We start from the raw sequence: 22,453 nt of genomic DNA on the forward strand, positions 1-22,453 counted from the left end.
TAATTATTTTACGTATTAACGGCCTGAACATAGTTCTTCGTAAATTTTCATTCCGTGACGTTTCCTCTATTCTCCGTTTTTATCCTGTTTATTCCATTGTTTTATAGTTATTCAGCTATGGCTATTTTACTTACTTTGATAAAGGCAGCATATTTTGTGTCTAAGATTGCATGTTTCGAGCAGTTTGAGTGACAAAACTCTATTACTGACGAAAACTGCAATAAAATTCCTGTTAAGTATGCATATCTTTACATAATTATACATTAAAGCTAAGCATGATTTGCTAGACTCAATAGGTTGCCAAAATTTTATCGATTAATACTGAAATTATTAGAGTCTGAGCTATCACCTATGGATATAATTGATCAATCCCGCAGAAAGTGGTTAGGTATTGGGGCTGCAACGATTGGCCTTAGTTTATTACCAAGCCATGTCTTTGCTGCAATGACGACCCCTCGACCACGAATTTTGCGTTTTCAAAATATTAATACAGGCGAATCGTTAAAAACCGAATTTTTTGACGGGCGCCGTTATAATAAGTCTGAACTAGCACGTTTAAATCATTTTTTCCGTGACTACCGTTGCGACAAAGTGAAAACTATTGACCCAAAACTGTTTGACCAAATCTATTTATTACAAATGATGATGGGAACAAACAAACCTGTCCAACTGATCTCTGGTTATCGTTCTTTAGAGACTAATAATAAATTACGTAGTAAAAGCTCTGGGGTGGCAAAGAAAAGCTACCACACACGCGGGCAGGCGATGGATTTCCATATCGAAGGGTTACAATTGAGTAATATCCGTAAAGCTGCGCTGAAAATGAAAGCAGGTGGTGTTGGTTATTATCCTCGAAGCAATTTTATACATATTGATACAGGGCCTGCAAGAACATGGTAATCTGTGCATAGGTGACACAGATTATGGAGTAATTGCTCGATGAAATATACTATTATCCCAGTAACACCGTTTATGCAAAACTGCCAAGTTATTTGGGATGAAAATACGTTAGATGCAGTTGTTGTTGACCCCGGTGGAGAAGCAGAGAAGTTAATTTCTGCTATTGAAAACCTTGGGCTGAAGTTAACTAAAATTCTGTTAACGCATGGTCACTCTGATCATATCGGTGCATCGGCTACCCTTTCTAAGCACTTTTCAGTGCCTATTTATGGTCCACAAAAAGAAGACGCCTTTTGGATTGAAAACCTCGCAGAGCAAAATGCAATGTTTTATATAGGCGAATGCCCTGACTTCACACCAGATTACTGGTTAGAAGAAGGGGACAAAGTGACTTGTGGCAATATTACATTTGATGTACTGCATTGTCCTGGCCATACGCCCGGTCATATTATTTTTGTGAACCATGCTGATAAATTAATTTCCATGGGTGATGTATTATTCAAAGGTGGTGTTGGTCGTAGTGACTTCCCACGAGGTAATCATCAAGATTTAATTTCATCAATTAAAAACAAAGTATTACCGCTTGGCGATGATTATCAATTTATTCCTGGTCATGGGCCGATGTCTAATCTCGGTTTTGAACGAAAAACAAACCCTTTCTTGCAAGATGAGTTACCTGTTTGGTAATTGATTTTTAAGTGGTTAACAGTTTGACGTAAAAGGCACCTAGTCAGGTGCCTTTTGTATTAGATAGCATGTGCTATGTAATGATTACAGCACTTTAACGATGGCATCACATAATGGAACCATGTTCTCTAATGTTAAGCCTGCCACGTTAATACGGCCAGAGCTTACGGCATAGATACCAAATTCGCTACGTAGACGCTCTACCTGCTCTTTTGTTAGGCCACTGAAGGAGAACATACCGTTTTGGTTGATAATGAAGCTAAAGTCCTGTTTAGCGCCTTTTTCTTCCAATGTTTTCACTAACAGTTGGCGCATGCGTTTAATACGCTCACGCATTGCGGTTAACTCTTGGATCCACTCAGCTTTTAATACGTCATCAGAAAGGATGGTTGTTACCACTGCAGCACCGTGTGCTGGTGGGTTTGAGTAGTTTGCGCGAATAACCGCTTTCGCTTGACTAAATGCACGCTCTGCGTTGTCACTGTCTTTGGCAATGATTGTACAAGCACCAACACGCTCATTGTATAGACCGAAGTTTTTAGAGAATGAGCTCGCAACAATCATTTCAGGGTTGTTTTTGGTGAAAATACGCAGGCCTTCGGCATCTTCATCTAAGCCTTTTGCGAAACCTTGGTAAGCAAAGTCAAAAACCGGCAATAAACCTTTTTCTGCGCATAATGCTGCCAGTTTTGTCCATTGCTCAGCAGTTGGGTCAATACCCGTTGGGTTATGGCAGCAACCGTGCAGAACAATCACATCGCCAGCAACAGCGGATGACAGGCTGTTAAGCATACCGTCGAAATCCATACCGTGGTTGGCTGCATCATAGTAATTGTAGGTCAGCACTTCTAAGCCAGCCGCTTCAAAAATATTTTTGTGATTAGGCCAAGTTGGGTTGCTGATCCAAACGCGTTTTGCATTAGTTTGCTTCGCAATAAAATCAGCTGCGATACGCAGGGCACCAGTACCGCCGGGTGCTTGCGCTGTACGTGCACGTTTTGAGGTGACAATTTCATGTTGTGCACCGAATAACAGTTCTTGTGTTACACGGCCGAACTCTGGCATTCCGCTAATCGCAAGATAGTTTTTGGTGTTTTCGTTATCCAGCAGGAATTTTTCTGCTTTTTTAACGGTATCAAGCACAGGGGTTTTCCCTGATTCGTCTTTATAGACGCCAATACCTAAGTTGATTTTATTATCGCGGGGATCAGCACGGAAACTATCAGCAAGACCTAAGATTGGGTCAGCAGGGGCAGAAGTAATTTTTTCAAACATGTTGTCGATTCCAAAGCTCTGTAGTGGTACCCACACAGTTCCTAAGGTATGAAGGCATAAGTGAGAATGCGGTTGGCTATCCTTGCTTGTAATCTGCCCATACCATACGAAACTCGCGGGTGTAGCTGAAAACGGGTTTAGTCGAACGAGTCGAGTTCTCAGGGTAACGTGATAAAGGCTTTTTGCCAACCGTTTTACAAAAAATCGGCGAGATCTTGTGAACTAGGTAGGAATTGCATGTAATCTAACCATAAATATCTATAAAGGCGGTGAATCAGTCTGTCTTACCGATAATTTGGGAGTTTTTAGGAGGAGGTAGTTTGAGGCGGGGAGAGCGAAATAAAAAAGCAGCGCCGAAGCGCTGCTTGCAAAAACATGTTACCGTTTTCTAGTTTATCAGTTAACTGATAATTAGAACTGGTAAACTAAACCTAAACCAACTACGTTATCAGTCATCAGACCATGACGTTCGCTGAAGTCGTTGTCTTTTAACAGGTTGATTTTGTAATCAACAACTGCAGACATGTTTTTGTTGAAGTAGTAGTAAGAACCTACAGAGATATATTTAACGATATCACCGTCACCGCCAGCAATTTGCTTACCTTTAGATTGGTTATAACCTAAAGATGGTTTCAGACCGAAGTCGAACAGGTACTGAGCAACCAACTCAACGTTTTCAGTTTTGTTAGCGATTTTGTTATCGCTACCGAAGTAAGTAGTATTCAGCGTTTGGCCGTACATAGCTGCTAAGTAAAGGTTGTTAGCGTCGAATTTAGCACCAACGTTCCATGCTTGAGCTTTGTCACCACCAGCGCCAGTGACTTTGCTATCTTTTTGTTTTTCTGTACGTGCTGAACTTGAGTAACCACCACCCAGTGATACGCCCCAACCTAAGTCATAAGCAGCTGACAGACCGAAGCCGTCACCGTTATTTTTGTTGTATGGAACTTTATCACCAGATTTGTTGTCTTCGGTGTTTTTGCCTTGATATTGCAGAGCGAAGCTCAGGCCATCAACATAACCGAAAGCATTGTTGTTACGGTAAGTTAACAGGTTACGGTTACGGCTAGTCATGAATACATCAGACTGTGCCATAGTGTCGCCACCCCATAAAGGCATAACGTCGGTCCATGCGTTCGTGTCATAGATAACACCGTAGTTACGGCCGTAGTCGATTGAACCGAAATCAGCAAATTTCAGACCCGCGTATGCTAAACGGTTTTTGTTGTCGTTGTTGTTTTCAGTTTTGTTAGTCTTAGTTTCCCACTCGAAACGACCAAAACCAGTTAACTGATCAGTGATTTGAGTATCACCTTTAACACCTAAACGAACACGTGAATCGTCGCCATCTTCGCCGCTTTCAGCGTTTGCAAAGTAGTGACGAACGTCAACTTTACCGTAAACGTCTAATTTGTTGCCGTCTTTGTTGTATACTTCAGCTGCGTTTGCTGCACCAGCAGCTAACAGAGCTGGGATAACCATTGCAAGAATATTGCGTTTCATCATTATTATTACCCTCATTGGTGTTATTCGGACACCTGCCACTGCCAAAAATAATTCGCAAAAAATAATTGGAACTATTTGTGAGAGATTAGTGTCGTCTATGTCGGCGACCAGTGTTCCATTGCTAAATAAAATTATCCACCCTCAAAGTGCTACAAAATCAAAGATTCTGAAACAAATGGTAACTAGATGTTTCAAAATGTAAAAAATAGATCAATAAATAACCACTCATCGTACCAGTTTAAAAAATATTACAAAAATTAGGGAACTTTTTCAAAAGGTAAATTGAGTTTTTTTTGAGCAGTTTAGCGAATGTAAAACGGTTATTTATGACCAGTAAAAAGAGAATAGCGAGATTAAAAAGCAGATTATTCTTAGCGGTAGCAGATTGCTGGCTGTTTACGGAGAATAATAAGGTGATAACGTAAAAATTGTGACCTGGTTATCATGTGGCTGTAATTTGATGTAACAAGATGAGATGGTTGTATAGTGAAAGCATATTAGGACTGAAAAGTAACGGGCCAACATTAGTTGGCCCGTATATTAAGGTGTTAACATAGAAAAGCAGTTATTAGAACGCTGCATTTCTTGGGGTACGTGGGAATGGAATCACTTCACGTACGTTACCCACACCAGTGACGTAAGCCACTAAACGCTCAAAACCAAGGCCGAAACCTGAGTGAGGAACGGTACCATAACGGCGCAGATCACGGTACCACCAGTAATCTTCTTTATTCATACCCATTTCTTCAAGGCGGGCATCTAGCATATCAAGACGTTCTTCACGCTGTGAGCCACCGATGATTTCACCAATACCCGGTGCTAATACATCCATCGCAGCAACAGTTTTGCCATCTTCATTGAGGCGCATATAGAAAGCTTTGATGTCTTTCGGGTAGTTTTTCACAACCACAGGGGCTTTAAAGTGTTGCTCAGCAAGGTAACGCTCGTGCTCAGACGACATATCGACACCCCAATAAACTGGGTTTTCGAATTTTTGACCACAAGTTTCTAGGATTTTAATGGCATCCGTGTAATCAACTTGTGCAAAGTCTGAGTTAACAAAGCTTTCTAAGCGGTTGATAACGTCTTTATCAACACGTTGTGCAAAGAATTCTAAGTCATCACGGCGTTCTTCAAGAGCGGCTTTGAAGGCGAATTTCAGCATTTTTTCTGCAAGGCCTGCGACATCATCTAAAGAAGCAAATGCCACTTCAGGTTCGACCATCCAGAATTCAGCTAAGTGACGGCTAGTATTTGAGTTTTCAGCACGGAAGGTTGGGCCGAAAGTGTAAACTTTGCTAATTGCTGTTGCATAGGCTTCACCGTTCAGTTGGCCTGAAACGGTTAAGAAAGCTTCGCGACCAAAGAAATCTTCGCTGAAATCGACTTCACCTTTGTCATCACGTGGCAGGTTATTGTAATCCAATGTAGAAACACGGAACATTTCCCCCGCGCCTTCGGTGTCTGAGGCAGTGATCACTGGAGTTGAAACCCAGAAGTAGCCTTGCTCATCAAAGAAACGGTGGATAGCTTGCGCTAAAGTGTGGCGCACACGTGCAACAGCACCAATTAAGTTAGTACGTGGGCGCAAGTGTGCGGCTTCACGTAAAAACTCAACACTATGACGCTTCGCTGCCATTGGGTAGGTGTCAGGGTCTTCAACCCAACCAACAACTTTTACAGCAGTGGCTTCAAGCTCAAATGATTGACCTTGGCCTGGGGATTCTTTTACGGTACCCGTTACTTCAACCGAACAACCCGTTGTTAGGTGCAGGACTTCGTCATTATAATTCGGTAAATTATTATTAATGATAGCCTGTAACGGATTAAAGCAAGAACCGTCATAAACGGCGAGGAAAGAAAAACCAGCATTTGAATCTCTCCTTGTACGTACCCAGCCTTGAACGGTGACTTCTGTGCCTACCGCCACTCGGCCTTGCAGTACGTCGACTACAGGCGCTACTATCATATAATTCACTCTCTTCATATTTAACGATATCTACTTCGACTATCTCAATCCGTCATACTTCGAGCCGTAGATGCGTTGGCTTCACAAACCGACCCTAGTCACATACTTATGTATGCTCCTAGGGCTCACTTTGTTTGCCGCCTTCCTACAACTCGAATTATTTAGGATGTAATTCAAATTGTTTTAAATCCATTCGACCGCTTATATCTATGAATATTATTCAAAAAATGTCATCGGTTTATGGCGATTAAAATAGTTAAAGTAGGGATATTAACGAAATCCCATTTTTCAGGGGCCAAAGCTCTATGTTACTTGCCATTTATTAGGAAACAAGTAAAAAATCGCGATAAAACATTTCTGTTGAAGCGAAGCGTGGTTATTGAGCTTAAAAGCTATAGTAATAGTAAGTGAATAAAAGAAAAAGGGGGTTTTGAAGCTCTGGGCAAGAAAAGTGCAAATTCTTACTCAGAGCTAGGGAAAAGAGACTTAATTAGCTGGCTTTTTCCATTTTAGGGAGGTCGAACGCTTTTCTGAGTTGATTGACGAACTCATCATCTTCGCAAATGGTTTTTCCTGGGCTATCAGATAGCTTAGCGACAGGCTTACCATTGCACTCTACCAATTTGATCACAATATTTAGCGGTGTAACATTCGGAATATTGCAGGTTAGACGAGTGCCGATACCAAAAACAAGGTTAATCCGTTGGTGGAAATAACGATATAATTCAAGTGCTTTTTGTAAGTCTAAGCTGTCAGAGAACACCAGTGTTTTGCTCATAGGATCGATACCCAATTTTTGGTAATGAGCAATGGCTTTTTCGCCCCATTCGATCGGGTCCCCTGAATCATGACGCAACCCTTGGTAGCGGTTCGCAAAGTTAGCATCAAAATCACGCAAAAAGGCATCCATGGTGATACAGTCAGTTAATGCGACACCTAAGTGATTAGGGTATTCATCTAGCCAGCTCTGCAATGCCTCGCGTTGGCTATTTGCCAATTCAGGGCTGATTTGCTGGTGGGCTTGGAACCACTCATGGGCTTGTGTGCCAACAGGGGCTAGGCCTAACTCGTGAGCAAGTTTGTAATTGCTCGTCCCTACAAGGTAAGGAAATTCTTGTTTAAGCATCGAAACAATGGCGGATTGCACATCGTAGGAAAAACGGCGGCGTGTCCCGAAGTCCATTAGCTTAAAGTTAGACAAATCAAGTTGGTGCTCATCAGCTTGTTGATAAAAAACATTTAACAGCTTTTTAAGTTGCTGAACAGCATCATCAGGATGAATGTTTGGGTGCCTATCTTTTTGGATGATTTCACTGACCAATGCAAGGAGTGGTACCTCCCACATGATCACTTCACGCCAAGGCCCACTAATGCGAATAGCCAATTGGCCTTCGTCGGTGGTACTGACAACGACTTGTTCAGGGTTAAAGCGGAATGATTTTAACCACGTAAGGTAGTCTTCTTGGAAGAAAGGTAAGCGGCGGAGAAAATTCAGTTCATTATCAGAAAGTGATAAGTTAGCCATCAACTGAATTTGTTGCCTGATTTCATTGGCGTAAGCACCTAAGATCTCACTGCTACGACAGCGGAACTCAGCGACAACCGGTACCTGGTGGTAACGGTGGAAAACGGCCTGCTGCATATGAAGCTTGTAAGCATCGGTATCAAGCAGTGATGTAATAATTGGTGTAGCGTCTAAATTCATGGCACGCAGACATCCTCGCGGAGCTTATCTTTACCACTAATGCTATTCATTTTTACTCTTGTTTCCCTTGAAACCTGTTTGATTTTTCAAAAATTCACAATGAGATAAAAGCAGCAATAGTCGTTAGCTAAATCGTTAAAGTTGCAAAAGTATACCCACTTTAGCAAAAGATAGAAGTGTTATTCTACCTCTTGGTTTCAAGGAGCACGGCAACCTAAATTCGCGCATTGCCTTTTTGTATTACTATAAAATCAAATAAATACGTTTTATTCGTATTATGTTCCATAGAAATAGACAAAAAGCATTAATCACGAAAAGATACTAACACGCTATAAAATATTTAATAGTACTATAGCACCAACAAACAAACGAATTTTTAACAAAGTTAAGCAGAGTGTGACATACAAAGCTAACATTGCCATAAAAATAGATAACATTTTTTGATGAAAATGTTTCTCAAATCCATTCACATTATTGTGGCTTATAGTATTGTATAAGTAATAAAGCAGTACGATATTGAATATAACGAATTAAAAGGTTACTTATGACCCAGCTAAGACAAGCGAAATATCGTCAGGATTATCAAGCACCTGATTACACAATTACAGAAATTGACCTCGATTTTAATCTTGACCCAGTGAAGACAGTCGTTACCGCAATAAGCAAGGTAAAACGCCTTAACTCTCAGTCATCAACACTTGAACTCAATGGCGAAGATTTATCACTAGTCAGTATTGAAGTCGATGGCAAAGCGTGGAAAAACTATAAAGAATCTGAAGGTAAATTGATTATTGAATCATTACCTGAATCTTTTACACTGCGGATTGTGAATGAAATTAGCCCTGAAAAAAATACAGCGTTAGAAGGGCTATATGTTTCAGGTGAGGCGTTATGCACACAATGTGAAGCGGAAGGTTTCCGCCATATTACCTATTACCAAGACCGACCAGATGTGCTGGCTCGCTATACCACCACAATTACAGCGGATAAATCACGTTATCCTTATTTATTATCAAATGGTAACCGTATCGCAGAAGGTGAGTTAGAAGACGGCCGCCATTGGGTGAAATGGGAAGACCCATTCCCAAAACCAAGTTATTTATTTGCCTTAGTTGCAGGCGATTTTGACGTTTTAAAAGACATATTTGTCACTCGTAGTGGCCGTGAAGTTGCATTAGAACTTTTTGTCGATAAAGGTAATTTAGACCGTGCACCATGGGCAATGCAGTCCCTGAAAAATGCCATGAAATGGGACGAAGAACGCTTTGGTTTAGAGTATGACCTTGATATCTATATGATTGTTGCCGTTGATTTCTTCAACATGGGAGCCATGGAAAATAAAGGTTTGAATGTCTTTAACTCTAAATATGTTTTAGCTAAAAGTGAGACAGCGACGGATAAAGACTATCTGAATATCGAATCTGTGATTGGTCACGAATACTTCCATAACTGGACTGGTAACCGTATCACTTGCCGTGACTGGTTCCAATTGAGCTTAAAAGAAGGGTTAACTGTTTTCCGCGATCAAGAATTTAGCTCTGATTTAGGCTCTCGCTCTGTTAACCGTATCAACAATGTTAAAGTGATGCGTTCAGCCCAGTTTGCTGAAGATGCAAGCCCAATGGCGCATCCAATCCGTCCTGACAAAGTCATCGAAATGAACAATTTCTATACTTTAACAGTGTATGAAAAAGGGTCTGAAGTCATTCGCATGATCCATACGCTGCTCGGTGAGGAAATGTTCCAAGCGGGAATACAACTTTATGTTCATCGCCATGATGGCAGTGCGGCAACCTGTGACGATTTTGTGCAGGCGATGGAAGATGCGTCAAATGTTGATTTATCACTATTTCGTCGTTGGTATAGCCAATCAGGGACGCCAGTTTTAACTGTGCGTGATGAATATTCACCAGAAAAACAGCAATATACGCTACATGTTAGCCAAATGACACCAGCTACAGCGGATCAAGCTGAAAAGCTGCCATTACATATCCCATTGGATATTGAGCTCTATGATGAGCAAGGTGGAATTATTACGCTAAAACGTGATGGTAGTGTGGTAAATTCAGTGCTAAACATTACGCAAGAAACTCAAACGTTTGTTTTTGATGAGGTGACAAGTCGCCCAGTTCCCTCCTTATTGCGTGAGTTTTCAGCCCCTGTAAAATTAGATTACAACTACACAGATGAGCAATTAGCTTTCTTGATGCAGCATGCAAGCAATGAATTTGCTCGTTGGGATGCTGCTCAGCAACTCATTAATAATTATGTAAAAATTAACGTGGCTCACTATCAAAATGGTGAGGCTTTAGTTTTACCTGAGCCAGTAGTTGATGCTTTTCGCGGTGTATTATTAAGTGATTCGATTGACCCTGCGTTAGTCGCCTTGATCTTAACGTTGCCTTCCGAAAATGAGCTTGCAGAATTATTTACGGTTATTGACCCGGTAGCGATCCACGAAGTGGTGAATTTTATCCATCATCATTTAGCAGTAGAAATGCATGATGAGCTTCTCACCGTTTATCGCTCCATTAATATTGATGGCTATCGTGTTGATCACCAAGATATTGCTAAACGTTCATTGCGTAATATTTGCCTGCAATACTTAGCGGCGGGTGATGATAGCGAACTGGCGAACAATTTAGTGCTGGAACAATACCAATCTGCCGATAACATGACGGATTCGCTGGCCGCATTGACCGCAGCAAATGAATCACAGTTAGCTTGTAAAGAACAGTTAATGGCAGACTTTGATGAGCGTTGGCACCATGACGGGTTAGTCATGGATAAGTGGTTTACATTGCAAGGGGCGAACCCTGCAAAAGAAGCGCTTGCCAATGTACGTGCATTATTGAATCACCGCTCATTTAGTATGAGTAACCCGAACCGTGTTCGCTCACTTGTCGGTGCTTTCACAGCAGGGAATCCCGTTAATTTCCATGCGAAAGATAGCAGTGGTTACCAATTCCTGTATGAAATTTTAGTCGATCTGAATACACGTAACCCGCAAGTGGCTTCGAGGCTGATCGAGCCGTTGATCCGTTTAAAACGTTATGATGAACAGCGCCAAGCACAGATGCGCAAAGTGCTTGAGCAATTGAAAGCGCTCGATAACCTTTCTGGTGATCTATTTGAAAAAATTACCAAAGCGTTAGAAAGCTGATTTATATATAGCTAACCAATTATTGGTTTTAATAAGCCGCTAAAATTAATTTAGCGGCTTATTTGTTTATGACAATAATGGAATATTAAATGAGAGATAACTGTCATAAAGTGGTTGTTTTCCCCCAAAAAACCAGGCAAATGAATTTTTATTGATTTTTTCATGGTAAAAGCGCGGTGAGATAGGGTAATCTATAGCGCGTTTTATCCGACGAAAAATAGTTCGCACAGTGAAAACTCGGCAATCAGTCTTTGGCGAGGGTTTTGGCGCGCGACATAATGTCTATTTTATTGAAACGCACTAGTAAAAATAGGTTATTGGATATGTTATATCATCTTGCCCGCAAGGCACTGTTCCAGCTCGACCCTGAAAAAGCTCATGAATTGACTTTTCGCCAGCTTCAACGTTTGAACCATTCCCCTTTCCAATGTCTTATTCGCCAATCTGTTGCCACTAAACCCGTTCAATGCATGGGGCTTTCCTTTAAAAACCCACTAGGGCTCGCCGCGGGTTTAGATAAAGATGGTGAATGTATTGATGCATTTGGTGCAATGGGTTTTGGGTTTATAGAAATTGGTACGGTAACTCCTCGTCCACAGTCTGGTAATGACAAACCGCGGTTATTTCGACTTGTAGAAGCAGAAGGTTTAATTAACCGGATGGGTTTTAATAATAAAGGTGTCGATAACCTTGTTGAGAATGTTAAAAAATCGAATTACGGCGGGGTCATTGGTATCAATATTGGCAAAAATAAAGATACACCTGTTGAACAAGGTAAAGATGACTATTTAATTTGCATGGATAAGGTCTATACTCATGCAGGTTATATTGCTATTAATATTTCCTCACCAAATACGCCAGGCTTGCGTACATTACAATATGGCGAAGCACTAGATGATTTATTAAGTAGTATAAAAGCAAAACAACTGGAATTACAATTACAGCACCAAAAATATGTACCTGTCGCTGTAAAGGTTGCGCCTGATTTATCTGAAGAGGAACTTATCCAAGTTTCAGATAGCCTAGTTAGGCATAATATTGATGGCGTTATTGCAACGAATACCACGCTAGATCGTTCTTTGGTTCAAGGGATAAATCATTGTAATGAGGCTGGTGGGTTAAGTGGCCGTCCTGTGCAATTAAAAAGTACACAAGTTATTAAGATTATTTCACGTGAGTTAAATGGAAAGCTGCCAATAATTGGAGTAGGTGGAATTGATTCCCTTACCGCGGCGCGTGAAAAAATGGAAGCGGGTGCCTCTTTAATTCAAATTTATTCTGGTTTTATTTATCATGGGCCAAAATTAATTAAAGATATTGTTAATCATATCTAGTAATAAATTGTAAATTTACGTATCAAGGGGGTTTATTTATTCCCCCTTTTAAACTATATTGCTAATAGTGGCTATTTTTGTATCAAGTTGAACTCAATTTTCAGTAGATTTGCTATTTAGATAACAATATTATCCAGTTATTTCTAACGCATCTTCTTATTTAGCAGATCCAATTTTTAGCATATAAAAATAGCCTTAGAGTAAATTTAGAAAGGATCATTATAGAGATCATTTCTACTTTATTTACCGGTAAATCGCTAAAGGATCGTTTATGAATATTAAACCTGATGATCATTGGCGTTGGTATTTTGATCATGACCATAATAGGGTGATGTTAGATCTCGCCAACGGCATGATATTTCGTTCATGTTTTCCTGCTAAGATGCTAACGGTTTTTGCTCGTAATGAGATGCCTTTTAGTATCGAAGATGCAGGTGAATATTATTTATTTGATGAGCAGGCTAAAAGGCTAAATATTACTCAAGAAGAAAGAGCTGAATTAGTCTTAAATAGTTTAGTTGCTTTTCGTTTTTTAAAGCCACAGATGCCAAAGAGTTGGTACTTTTCTTCATTTCACTATATTAATGAGCCTAAGCAGGGGCAAATAATTCAAGTGTGTTTAGAAAATACGAACCATTATTCCACATTTATTATTGCTGAGGCTGGCCCTTCTGCGAGTTTATGTTTATTAGCGGAACCAATTTTAGAATTACCCGATCGAACTTTACGATTTTGCGATCCAATTAAGATCATGAACGATCGCATGCTTGAATATTCATCTAAAGTGAAACGTCAATTATACGGTAATGCTATTTAAATGATCGCTAGAGATCAAAAAAGAATAGTGAAACAAAAAGTTTTTTTGCTAATTAATCTAGTTTTGAGCGTTTAACACCATCGTAGAATTGAAACCTTGATGGTGTTAAAAAGCAAAATCAACGCTTAATTAAACGCTAATTTAACGGATGTTTTCGGGATACAACTACAGGCGAGTATATAACCGTTTTCTTTAATGGCACTTTGTTTTAACGGGGTGACCTCCCCAGAAATAAGCTTAATTTTACAGCGACCACAGATGCCAGCTCGACATGAATAAGGGATAGTTAAACCATTGGATTCTAATTGCTCCAGGATCACATTTTGGTTATCACCGGTATATTCTGTTTCTCCAAAAACTAAACTGACCTTATTGGCTTGAGTATTTAAACTATTAGCTGCTAGGTCACTTTCCCGCTCTTGAACTAAATACTGTTTTGCTGGTTTAGTTTCTAATACCGTCAGGGTATCGCCAACACGAATAACACCGGTATTTTTAATAATCACATTTTGGCCAAAATCGACATCACCTGTTTCATCTGAACGGAAGGTTTGTAATGTCGCAAGTGGCTCACTGTGGGGATGTTTGATCCCTTTCTCTGGGCTAACGGTAGTTAAAATGCATCGGCTACATGGCCTATCTAATGTAAAGATGACATCACCAATTTGAATGGTTTTCCATGTATCTTCTTCAAAAGGCTTGGCGCCTGTAATAATTAAGTTGCCACGAAACTGTTCTAATTTAATACTGGCAGGGCAACGGCGTTGCAGTTCTTGGACAGAAGCTTCGTTGATCAGTAAGAAAGGGTAGCCGTCAGCAAAAGACATCGGCACATCTTGGTGTTCTTTGACGCGACGAGAAAGCTGCGGGCTTAGCCAGCGTAATTGTACCGGTTCGTCAAAAAAGGTACTTAACCAGCTATTTATTGCTTCAGGTGCAATAAGTGCATGAAAATGATTGCCCCAAACTTCAGTAGGGCTCTGCTTCTCATCAAAGTCCTGATACAATACCGTCGCACTTTCGCCATTTGGTGCTCGCAAGTGAAGACCATTATTGAGCATTACCGGTGTAAAAAGTAACATTTGTGGATATTTTCTCGCCGTAATAAATTTACCTTCCAGCGTGGTTACCATAAAATTACGATCAAAAGTCAAACCGCTAATATCAGCGAAGGCGTGGGATAAACGAACTCCTCGCATAGATTTAACTGGGTGTGTGTAAAGGCGCGAAAGCGTTATCATTTTTTAATCCTTATAATTGTGCGTAGCAACTTTATGACAACTGCATAAGATTAGCTATAATGCGCAACAATTTTTCATCCAAATTGGTAATAAATACTATGAATTCTCTGTTTGCCAGCACAGCTCGCGGCCTTGAAGAACTACTGAAAACGGAATTAGAATCGCTTGGCGCTAGCCAATGCAAAGTGGCCCAAGGGGGTGTCTATTTTCAGGCCGACGAACGTGTGATGTACCAAAGCCTACTGTGGAGTCGGCTGGCATCGCGTATTTTATTGCCACTGAATGATTTTGACGTCTACAGTGACTTAGATTTGTACCTCGGTGTACAAGCAATCGACTGGAGTGAGATTTTCTCCGTCAATGATACCTTTGTTGTTCATTTTACAGGGACTAACGAAGAAATTCGCAACAGCCAATACGGTGCATTGAAAGTGAAAGATGCTATCGTAGACAGCTTCGTACGCAAGCTAGACCAGCGCCCTGATGTCGCCCGCCAGCAAGCGGATATTCGTATTAACGTCTATTTAAATAAAGAAAAAGCCAGTGTAGCACTCGATTTAAGTGGTGATTCATTACATATTCGTGGCTACCGTGATTTGGCAGGTCAAGCGCCCTTAAAAGAGACGCTGGCGGCAGCAATTATCAACCGTTCAGGTTGGCAGCAAGGAACACCCTTGGTCGACCCAATGTGCGGTTCAGGAACCTTGTTAATTGAAGCCGCAATGATGGCAACAGATAAAGCCCCCGGGTTACACCGTACGCATTGGGGCTTTTATACATGGTCGAAATTTAACGCGGAACTTTGGCGTGAACTAACCACGGAAGCGCAAGTGCGTTTCCGCCAAGGTTTGAAAGAAACGACATCGCGTTTTTATGGTTTTGATATCGATAAGCGCGTACTGGAAATGGCTCGTGCGAACGCGCGCCGTGCAGGGTTACAAGATTTAATCACCTTTAAGCAAGGTGATGCCGCTGCATTGGAAAACCCAGTTAAGGCCGATGCGTTAGGCACGATTATTAGCAATCCCCCTTATGGGGAGCGTTTAGAAAGTGAGCCTGCTTTAATTGCGCTACATAGCCAGTTAGGGCGGATCGTGAAGGCACGCTTCCCTGGTTGGCGTTTATCGATTTTTAGTGCTTCTCCTGAGTTACTCAGCTGTTTGCAACTGCGTTCAGAGCGTGAATTTAAAGCTAAGAATGGTCCTTTAGATTGTGTCCAGAAAAACTACCAGCTAGCGGCTACGCCATCAGAAACGATAGCGGAAATTTCACCTGATTTTGCAAATCGTTTACGTAAAAATATCAAGAAATTAAGTAAATGGGCAAAACAACAAGGCATTGATAGTTATCGTGTTTATGATGCTGATTTACCTGAATACAATGTTGCGGTTGATATTTATGGCGATAAAGTGGTGATCCAAGAATACGCGCCACCGAAAACCGTTGATGAACGCAAAGCTCGTCAACGCCTATTTGATGTGATCACTGCAACAATGAATGTGCTAGAACTGACATCGAATCAGCTAGTGTTAAAAACGCGCCAGCGCCAAAAAGGCAAGCAGCAGTATGAGAAATTAGCGCAAAAAGACGATTTCTTTTTAGTGCAAGAATACAATGCGAAAATGTTGGTGAATTTGACGGACTATCTGGATACAGGGTTATTTCTTGACCATCGTATTGCCCGTAAAATGTTAGGCCAGATGAGTAAAGATGCCGATTTCTTAAACTTGTTCTGTTACACCGGCACTGCCACTGTGCATGCAGGGCTTGGCGGCGCGAAAAGCACCACTTCCGTAGATATGTCACGCACTTATCTTGAGTGGGCTGAGAAAAACCTACAAGCGAATGGGCTAACAGGTCGCCAACATCGTTTAATTCAAGCGGATTGCTTGAGTTGGCTGGCGAATAGCCGGGAACAATTTGATTTGATCTTTATTGATCCCCCAACATTTTCAAATTCAAAACGCATGGATGGTACGTTTGACGTACAACGAGATCATATCCAATTGATTACCCACCTAAAGCGGTTATTACGCCGTGGTGGAACCGTAATGTTTTCTAATAACAAACGCGGTTTTAAAATGGATCTTGAAGCAATTAAAGAATTAGGATTACAAGCACAAGAAATCACAGCGAAAACACTGTCAGAAGATTTTGCTCGTAACCGCCAAATACATAACTGCTGGCTAATTAGCCACGCAGAGTAAGGATAGAATCAATGGCTTTAATTAATTTGTCGGGTGCATACCTTTCGTTTAGTGATGCCCCATTACTGGATAATACCGAAATTCATATCGAAGATAACGAACGTGTATGTTTGGTTGGCCGCAATGGTGCGGGTAAATCAACGTTAATGCGTGTGTTAACGAAAGAACAGCCGTTAGATGATGGCCAATTGGTTTATGAGCAAGATTTAGTTGTTGCACGCTTGCAGCAAGACCCACCGCGTAATATTGAAGGCACTATTTTTGATTTTGTGGCTGAAGGTGTTGCAGAACAGGCTCAGTACCTCAAAGATTATCACCATGTTGCAAAAGAGGTCGAAACCGACCCGAGTGAAAAGAATCTAAATAAATTAGCTGAATTACAAGAGGTGTTAGATAATCGTAATTTATGGTTGCTGGACTCTCGTATCAGTGATGTGCTGAAAAAACTCGGTTTACCTGCGGATGCAGAACTGTCTTCACTATCAGGCGGTTGGCTTCGTAAAGCCGCTTTGGGCCGTGCGTTAGTGAGTAACCCAAGAGTACTATTTTTAGATGAGCCAACCAACCACTTAGATATAGAAACAATTCTTTGGCTGGAAAACTTCCTAAAAGATTTCCAAGGCAGCATCGTATTTATCTCCCATGACCGTTCGTTTATCCGTAATATGGCAACACGTATTATTGATTTAGACCGTGGGCAGCTGTCTTCTTGGCCGGGTAATTATGATGACTACTTGGTGAATAAAGAAGAAGCATTGCGTGTTGAAGAGATGCAAAATGCAGAATTCGACCGTAAATTAGCCCAAGAAGAGACGTGGATCCGCCAAGGTATTAAAGCGCGACGTACTCGTAACGAAGGTCGTGTTCGTGCGCTGAAAGCGCTACGCGTAGAGCGTTCAGAGCGTCGTGAAGTGATGGGCACAGCGAAAATGCAAGTGGGTGAAGCAGCCCGTTCTGGCAAAATTGTGTTCGAAATGGAAAATGTGAATTACCAGATTGATAATAAAGTACTGGTAAAAGATTTTTCAGCTCAAGTATTACGTGGCGATAAAATCGCGCTAGTTGGGCCAAACGGTTGTGGTAAAACAACATTATTGCGCTTAATGCTAGGGGATTTACAAGCAGATAGCGGACGAGTTCATTGTGGGACTAAGTTGGAAGTTGCTTATTTCGACCAGCATCGTGCGGCGTTGGACCCAGATAAAACCGTGATGGATAACTTGGCAGAAGGCAAACAAGAAGTCATGGTCAATGGCAAGCCACGCCATGTTTTAGGCTATTTACAAGACTTTATGTTTCCACCAAAACGTGCGATGACTCCTGTTAGGGCGCTTTCTGGTGGTGAGCGTAACCGCTTGTTGCTTGCGCGTTTATTCCTAAAACCAAGTAACTTATTGATCCTCGATGAACCGACTAACGACCTTGATGTCGAAACCTTAGAGTTACTCGAAGAGCTAGTTGATGGTTACCAAGGAACGGTTTTATTGGTTAGCCATGACCGAGAGTTTGTTGATAACAGTGTGACAGAATGTTGGATCTTCGAAGGTAATGGGGTTATTAAGCGTTTTGCGGGCGGATATTACGATGCTCAGCAGCAAAAAGCACAAACAGTGAGTTTGAAAGCAGAACAAACGGGTAAAGTGACTGCCCAAGATAAACAGACGAAACCGAAAGAAACGGTAAAACGTTCAAATAAGCTCAGTTACAATTTATTACGTGAATTGGAACAATTGCCAGCAAAATTGGAACAACTTGAAAGTGAAATTGAAACATTGCAAACTCAAGTTGGTGATGCCGATTTTTTCAATCAACCACATGATGTAACAGAAAAAACGCTGAGTCAGCTAGCAGCAAAAGAAGCTGAACTAGAGCAAGCATTTGACCGTTGGCAAGAGCTTGAATTGCTGAAGAACGGCTAATTACGTTTTAATTAAAGGAGCAAATACACTTTGTGCAACCATGCGTCTCATGAACATGTGCTTTGTCCTCAGTGTGACATGTTGGTTGCAGTTCCTGAGTTGGAACAAGGGAGCAAGGCAACGTGTCCACGCTGCGAAACCACATTGGTCTCAAAGTGGCGATACCCGTATAAGCAGCCGGCAGCATATGCATTCAGTGCATTAATTATGCTGTTTGTTGCCTGCTTGTTCCCTTTTGTTAAGATGGGCGCCGCAGGGATTGAAAATGAAATTTCGCTATTCCAAATCATTGAAATTATAGCAACCACGCGTTATAGCGGTCTGGCACTATTTTTTCTATTCTTTTCATTGATTATTCCTGCATTTTGCATGGTCACCATTATCCTTTTAGGGTTGCAAGTTCATATTCCTAAAGGTATTAAAGTGGTGATCACCCGTATACTGTTCCAAATGAAAGCGTGGTGTATGGCTGAGATTTTTCTAGCGGGGGTCTTAGTCAGTTTTGTTAAATTGATAGCTTACGGTGATATTGGCATCGGGTTAAGCTTTTTACCTTATTGCGCGTACTGCATGCTGCAAGTAAGGGCTTTTCAATGCTTAGATCGTCACTGGCTATGGAACAGAATTGAAGCGGCTCCGAAATTAGATAAGCCGTTAATCGTGGGCCAGACGGGTATTAAACAAGATGTACGTTTATGTCTTGTGTGTACGGCGATTTTACCTGCCGAACAATCAAAATGCCCACGTTGTCACTCCCATGGTAGTGTACGGAAAAACCAAAGTTTACAATGGACTTTGGCACTTTTAGTGACATCAATTATGTTGTATATCCCTGCTAACGTACTACCAATGATGACCACAAATACGTTGGGAACCGCATTAAACTCGACCATTATTGACGGAGTCATTTTGTTGTGGGAAGACGGGTCATATCCTGTTGCCATGGTGATTTTTGTGGCCAGTATCATGGTGCCTACATTGAAAATGATAGGAATTGCATGGCTTTGCCTAGATTCCAAGGGGTACGGTAATCGTGACCCACATCGTATGCATTTTATTTATGAGTTGGTGGAATATGTTGGTCGTTGGTCAATGATAGATGTATTTGTTATCACTATTTTAGCCTCTTTGGTTCAAATGGGGCAGTTGATGAATATTGTCCCTGCGATGGGGATTATTTTCTTTGGTGTGGTTGTTATTCTCACAATGTTTGCAGCGATGACCTTTGACCCTAGATTAACTTGGGATCGCTGTGAAAGAAAAAATGCAGTAAATACTGTTGAACAAGAAGGAGTCATCGGGTGACTGAAAAAGAAACACCGCAGGCCAATGCCAAAATTAGCAAGCTAAAAAGTTGGTCGCCTGTATGGGTGATCCCAATAGTGACGCTCTTGCTTGGTGCTTGGGTTTTATTTTACCACTTTAGCAACCAAGGCCCTGAAGTGACATTAATCACTTACAATGCTGAAGGAATAGAAGCGGGTAAAACGAAAATTAAAAGTCGCAGCGTTGATATTGGCGTTGTAGAAAGCGTGACACTTGATGACAACTTTAGTCGAGTGATTATTAAAGCGCGCTTGAATAATGAAATGAAAGAATTGTTGCGTACCGATTCCGCGTTTTGGATTGTAAAACCGACAATTGGGCGTGATGGCGTCACTGGGCTTGGCACATTACTTTCAGGTGCTTACATTGAGCTTCAACCGGGGTTAGCGGCAAAAGAACATTTCGAGTTCACCTTATTGGATACTCCGCCTCTTGCATCACCAGATGCTAAGGGAATTCGTGTTGTATTGGTGAGCGATAAGGCAGGGCAACTAAACCCAGGTGACCCAGTTTTATTCCGTGGTTACCGAGTTGGTTCTGTTGAAACTAGTGACTTTGATATGGACAAGCGTGATATGCGCTACCAATTATTTATCAATGCGCCTTATGACAAATTGATTAGTTCAAATGTACGTTTCTGGAAAGACAGCGGCATTGCTTTTGATATGTCATCCCAAGGAGTTCACGTTGAAATGGGCTCAATAGCCACATTACTGACCGGTGGTGTGAGTTTTGATGTTCCAACAGGGTGGGTTCCAGGTGCAAATGTGAAGGAAAATACTGAATTCCAACTGTTTGATAACCAAAGTAGTATTCAAAATTCCTTGTATACGCAGTATCAAGATTTTGTTTTGTTTTTCTCAGACTCAGTGCGAGGCCTGCAACCCGGAGCGCCAGTAGAGTTCCGTGGTATTCGTTTAGGTACCGTTGCACAAGTGCCTTTTTATACGGAAGGTTTAGACCAATCACTGGATAATGACTTTAGAATTCCGGTTTTGATTCACATTGAGCCAGAGCGTTTCTCTAAAGATGTCGGTAAGAATTTTAATTTGAAAAATGAATTAAATTTAGCCTTGAAAGATGGCTTAAGGGCATCATTAAAATCAGGAAACTTGCTAACTGGCGCATTATTTGTTGATTTGGATTTTGTGCAAAATGCAGAGCCTTATAAAGGCCCAACTGTAGTTGCTGGCTATAAAATTATCCCGACAACCAGTGCAGGGTTAGCGCAAATTCAACAAAAAGTCATTGCAGTGTTGGATAAAATTAACAATATGCCAATTGAACCAATGCTTAATCAAACCACACAAACATTGGCAGAAGGGCAGAAAGTTGTTAAAGAAGCTAATGCCATGTTGGCACAGCTCAACAAAGTGATGGCGAGTAAAGAGTTCCAAAATTTACCTCATGACTTGCAAAAAACACTGCAAGAAATGAACCGTGCAATGCAAGGTTTCCAACCTGGTTCACCAGCCTATAATAAAATGGTGGATAACATGCAGCGTTTAGACCAAGTATTGAGAGAAGTTCAGCCACTTTTACGTACTTTAAATAATAAGAGTAACGCATTAGTTTTTGAAGCTGAGCCAACGAAGGATGTTGAGCCTAAAGGAGTGAAAAAATAATGAGATATTTATTATCGATATTTGTTTTATTATTGGCGGCTTGTAGTAGTACTCCTGAGAAAAAGTATTATCAATTGCCAATGAAAACTCCTCAGACACAATCTGCAGAGGTGATGGATAAAGGCCAAGTATGGTTACAGCGCATCATGTTATCGGATGTATTGACGTCAAATGGTATTACTTACCAAACGACAGATGTCAGTTATACCAATGCGAGTACACACTTATGGGCTAGCCCATTAGAACAACAGCTTGGGCAGTCGATGGTGAGAGAATTATCTGCGGCATTACCTGAAAAACTAGTTTCTTTGCAGCCATTACAGAACTCGCCGGATACGCTCGATATCACTTTAACGGCCTTTAATGGGCGGTATGACGGTAAAGTATTAGTTCAAGGCTTTTGGACTTACTCTCATAATAACAACGTGATCCGCCGTAATTTTGATGTGCAATTAGATCAAAATGAAGATGGTTACCCGGAGTTGGTCCGTACGTTATCGATGGGCTGGCAGCAAGTGGCTGAGAGTATTGCGAAAGAGATAGGTAAATACTAGTTATTACCTAAGTATTTTATATTAAATGCACCTTTAATATATATGGTTTATATATTTTAGGTGCATTATTATTTTTATTAAATATAGATATCTTTTTAATTTATATATTAGTGAATGATAAATTCTTTTGTTCTCTAATATGATGATAAATAAAAGGATATTTTTATTTATGATTAAAATCAATAGATTATATTAATTGCCACATACAAGTCACATTTATGCTAT

Annotated in this window: 15 protein-coding genes; 10 read left to right on the plus strand and 5 right to left on the minus strand. The window is 40.9% G+C overall.

What is annotated here, in order from left to right:
* The first annotated feature begins 351 nt into the window (after window positions 1-351).
* Both PR834_RS05760 and PR834_RS05765 read left to right on the plus strand, forming a co-directional pair.
* Entirely contained in the window at window positions 352-900 is a 549-nt protein-coding gene (locus PR834_RS05760; RefSeq protein WP_004256173.1) for a YcbK family protein, read from the plus strand.
* Window positions 901-939: 39 nt separating this feature from the next.
* A complete protein-coding gene (locus tag PR834_RS05765; RefSeq protein WP_004256171.1) occupies window positions 940-1,587 on the plus strand; it encodes an MBL fold metallo-hydrolase in 648 nt (215 codons plus the stop codon).
* A gap of 84 nt (window positions 1,588-1,671) precedes the next feature.
* On the opposite strand, the gene PR834_RS05770 is transcribed toward PR834_RS05765, so the two are convergent.
* From PR834_RS05770 to pncB, 4 genes are all read right to left on the minus strand, one after another.
* Window positions 1,672-2,862, minus strand: a complete 1,191-nt coding sequence (locus PR834_RS05770) for an amino acid aminotransferase (RefSeq protein WP_094960698.1) — start codon at window positions 2,860-2,862, stop codon at window positions 1,672-1,674.
* A 411-nt stretch (window positions 2,863-3,273) separates the two neighbouring features.
* Window positions 3,274-4,368 (minus strand): porin, encoded by a 1,095-nt coding sequence (locus PR834_RS05775; RefSeq protein WP_272514802.1) that lies wholly within the window; start codon window positions 4,366-4,368, stop codon window positions 3,274-3,276.
* Window positions 4,369-4,936: 568 nt separating this feature from the next.
* The gene (asnS, locus tag PR834_RS05780; RefSeq protein ID WP_036957910.1) at window positions 4,937-6,337 is read right to left on the minus strand and encodes an asparagine--tRNA ligase; all 1,401 of its coding nucleotides are present in this window, start codon (window positions 6,335-6,337) and stop codon (window positions 4,937-4,939) included.
* A gap of 490 nt (window positions 6,338-6,827) precedes the next feature.
* A complete protein-coding gene (gene pncB / locus PR834_RS05785; RefSeq protein WP_096864222.1) occupies window positions 6,828-8,042 on the minus strand; it encodes a nicotinate phosphoribosyltransferase in 1,215 nt (404 codons plus the stop codon).
* Window positions 8,043-8,586: 544 nt separating this feature from the next.
* On the opposite strand from pncB, the gene pepN reads away from it, so the two are divergent.
* From pepN to PR834_RS05800, 3 genes are all read left to right on the plus strand, one after another.
* The gene (gene pepN / locus PR834_RS05790; RefSeq protein ID WP_164455817.1) at window positions 8,587-11,205 is read left to right on the plus strand and encodes an aminopeptidase N; all 2,619 of its coding nucleotides are present in this window, start codon (window positions 8,587-8,589) and stop codon (window positions 11,203-11,205) included.
* Between the two features lie 323 nt (window positions 11,206-11,528).
* Window positions 11,529-12,539, plus strand: a complete 1,011-nt coding sequence (pyrD, locus tag PR834_RS05795; RefSeq protein WP_272536515.1) for a quinone-dependent dihydroorotate dehydrogenase — start codon at window positions 11,529-11,531, stop codon at window positions 12,537-12,539.
* Between the two features lie 271 nt (window positions 12,540-12,810).
* Complete coding sequence (locus PR834_RS05800; protein WP_004256145.1) at window positions 12,811-13,356, plus strand: cell division protein ZapC; 546 nt, start codon at window positions 12,811-12,813, stop codon at window positions 13,354-13,356.
* 125 nt (window positions 13,357-13,481) lie between these two features.
* Here PR834_RS05800 and PR834_RS05805 read toward each other — a convergent pair whose 3' ends face one another.
* Window positions 13,482-14,597, minus strand: coding sequence for a YcbX family protein (locus PR834_RS05805; protein ID WP_036957909.1), 1,116 nt, complete (start codon window positions 14,595-14,597; stop codon window positions 13,482-13,484).
* Between the two features lie 98 nt (window positions 14,598-14,695).
* On the opposite strand from PR834_RS05805, the gene rlmKL reads away from it, so the two are divergent.
* The 5 genes from rlmKL to pqiC are packed head-to-tail and all read left to right on the plus strand — an operon-like array spanning window position 14,696 to window position 22,228.
* Window positions 14,696-16,804: a bifunctional 23S rRNA (guanine(2069)-N(7))-methyltransferase RlmK/23S rRNA (guanine(2445)-N(2))-methyltransferase RlmL gene (gene rlmKL, locus PR834_RS05810; RefSeq protein ID WP_272536510.1), complete on the plus strand. Its 2,109-nt coding sequence runs from the start codon at window positions 14,696-14,698 to the stop codon at window positions 16,802-16,804.
* 11 nt (window positions 16,805-16,815) lie between these two features.
* Entirely contained in the window at window positions 16,816-18,723 is a 1,908-nt protein-coding gene (locus PR834_RS05815; RefSeq protein ID WP_004256139.1) for an ABC transporter ATP-binding protein, read from the plus strand.
* 30 nt (window positions 18,724-18,753) lie between these two features.
* Window positions 18,754-20,028, plus strand: a complete 1,275-nt coding sequence (pqiA, locus tag PR834_RS05820; protein ID WP_071585858.1) for a membrane integrity-associated transporter subunit PqiA — start codon at window positions 18,754-18,756, stop codon at window positions 20,026-20,028.
* Window positions 20,025-21,674, plus strand: coding sequence for an intermembrane transport protein PqiB (pqiB, locus tag PR834_RS05825; protein WP_004256135.1), 1,650 nt, complete (start codon window positions 20,025-20,027; stop codon window positions 21,672-21,674). The genes pqiA and pqiB overlap by 4 nt, the downstream gene beginning before the upstream one ends.
* Window positions 21,674-22,228 (plus strand): membrane integrity-associated transporter subunit PqiC, encoded by a 555-nt coding sequence (gene pqiC / locus PR834_RS05830; protein ID WP_096864217.1) that lies wholly within the window; start codon window positions 21,674-21,676, stop codon window positions 22,226-22,228. The genes pqiB and pqiC overlap by 1 nt, the downstream gene beginning before the upstream one ends.
* Window positions 22,229-22,453: the final 225 nt, after the last annotated feature.

The sequence above is a fragment of the Providencia sp. PROV182 genome (assembly GCF_028480325.1).
Lineage (GTDB): Bacteria > Pseudomonadota > Gammaproteobacteria > Enterobacterales > Enterobacteriaceae > Providencia > Providencia hangzhouensis.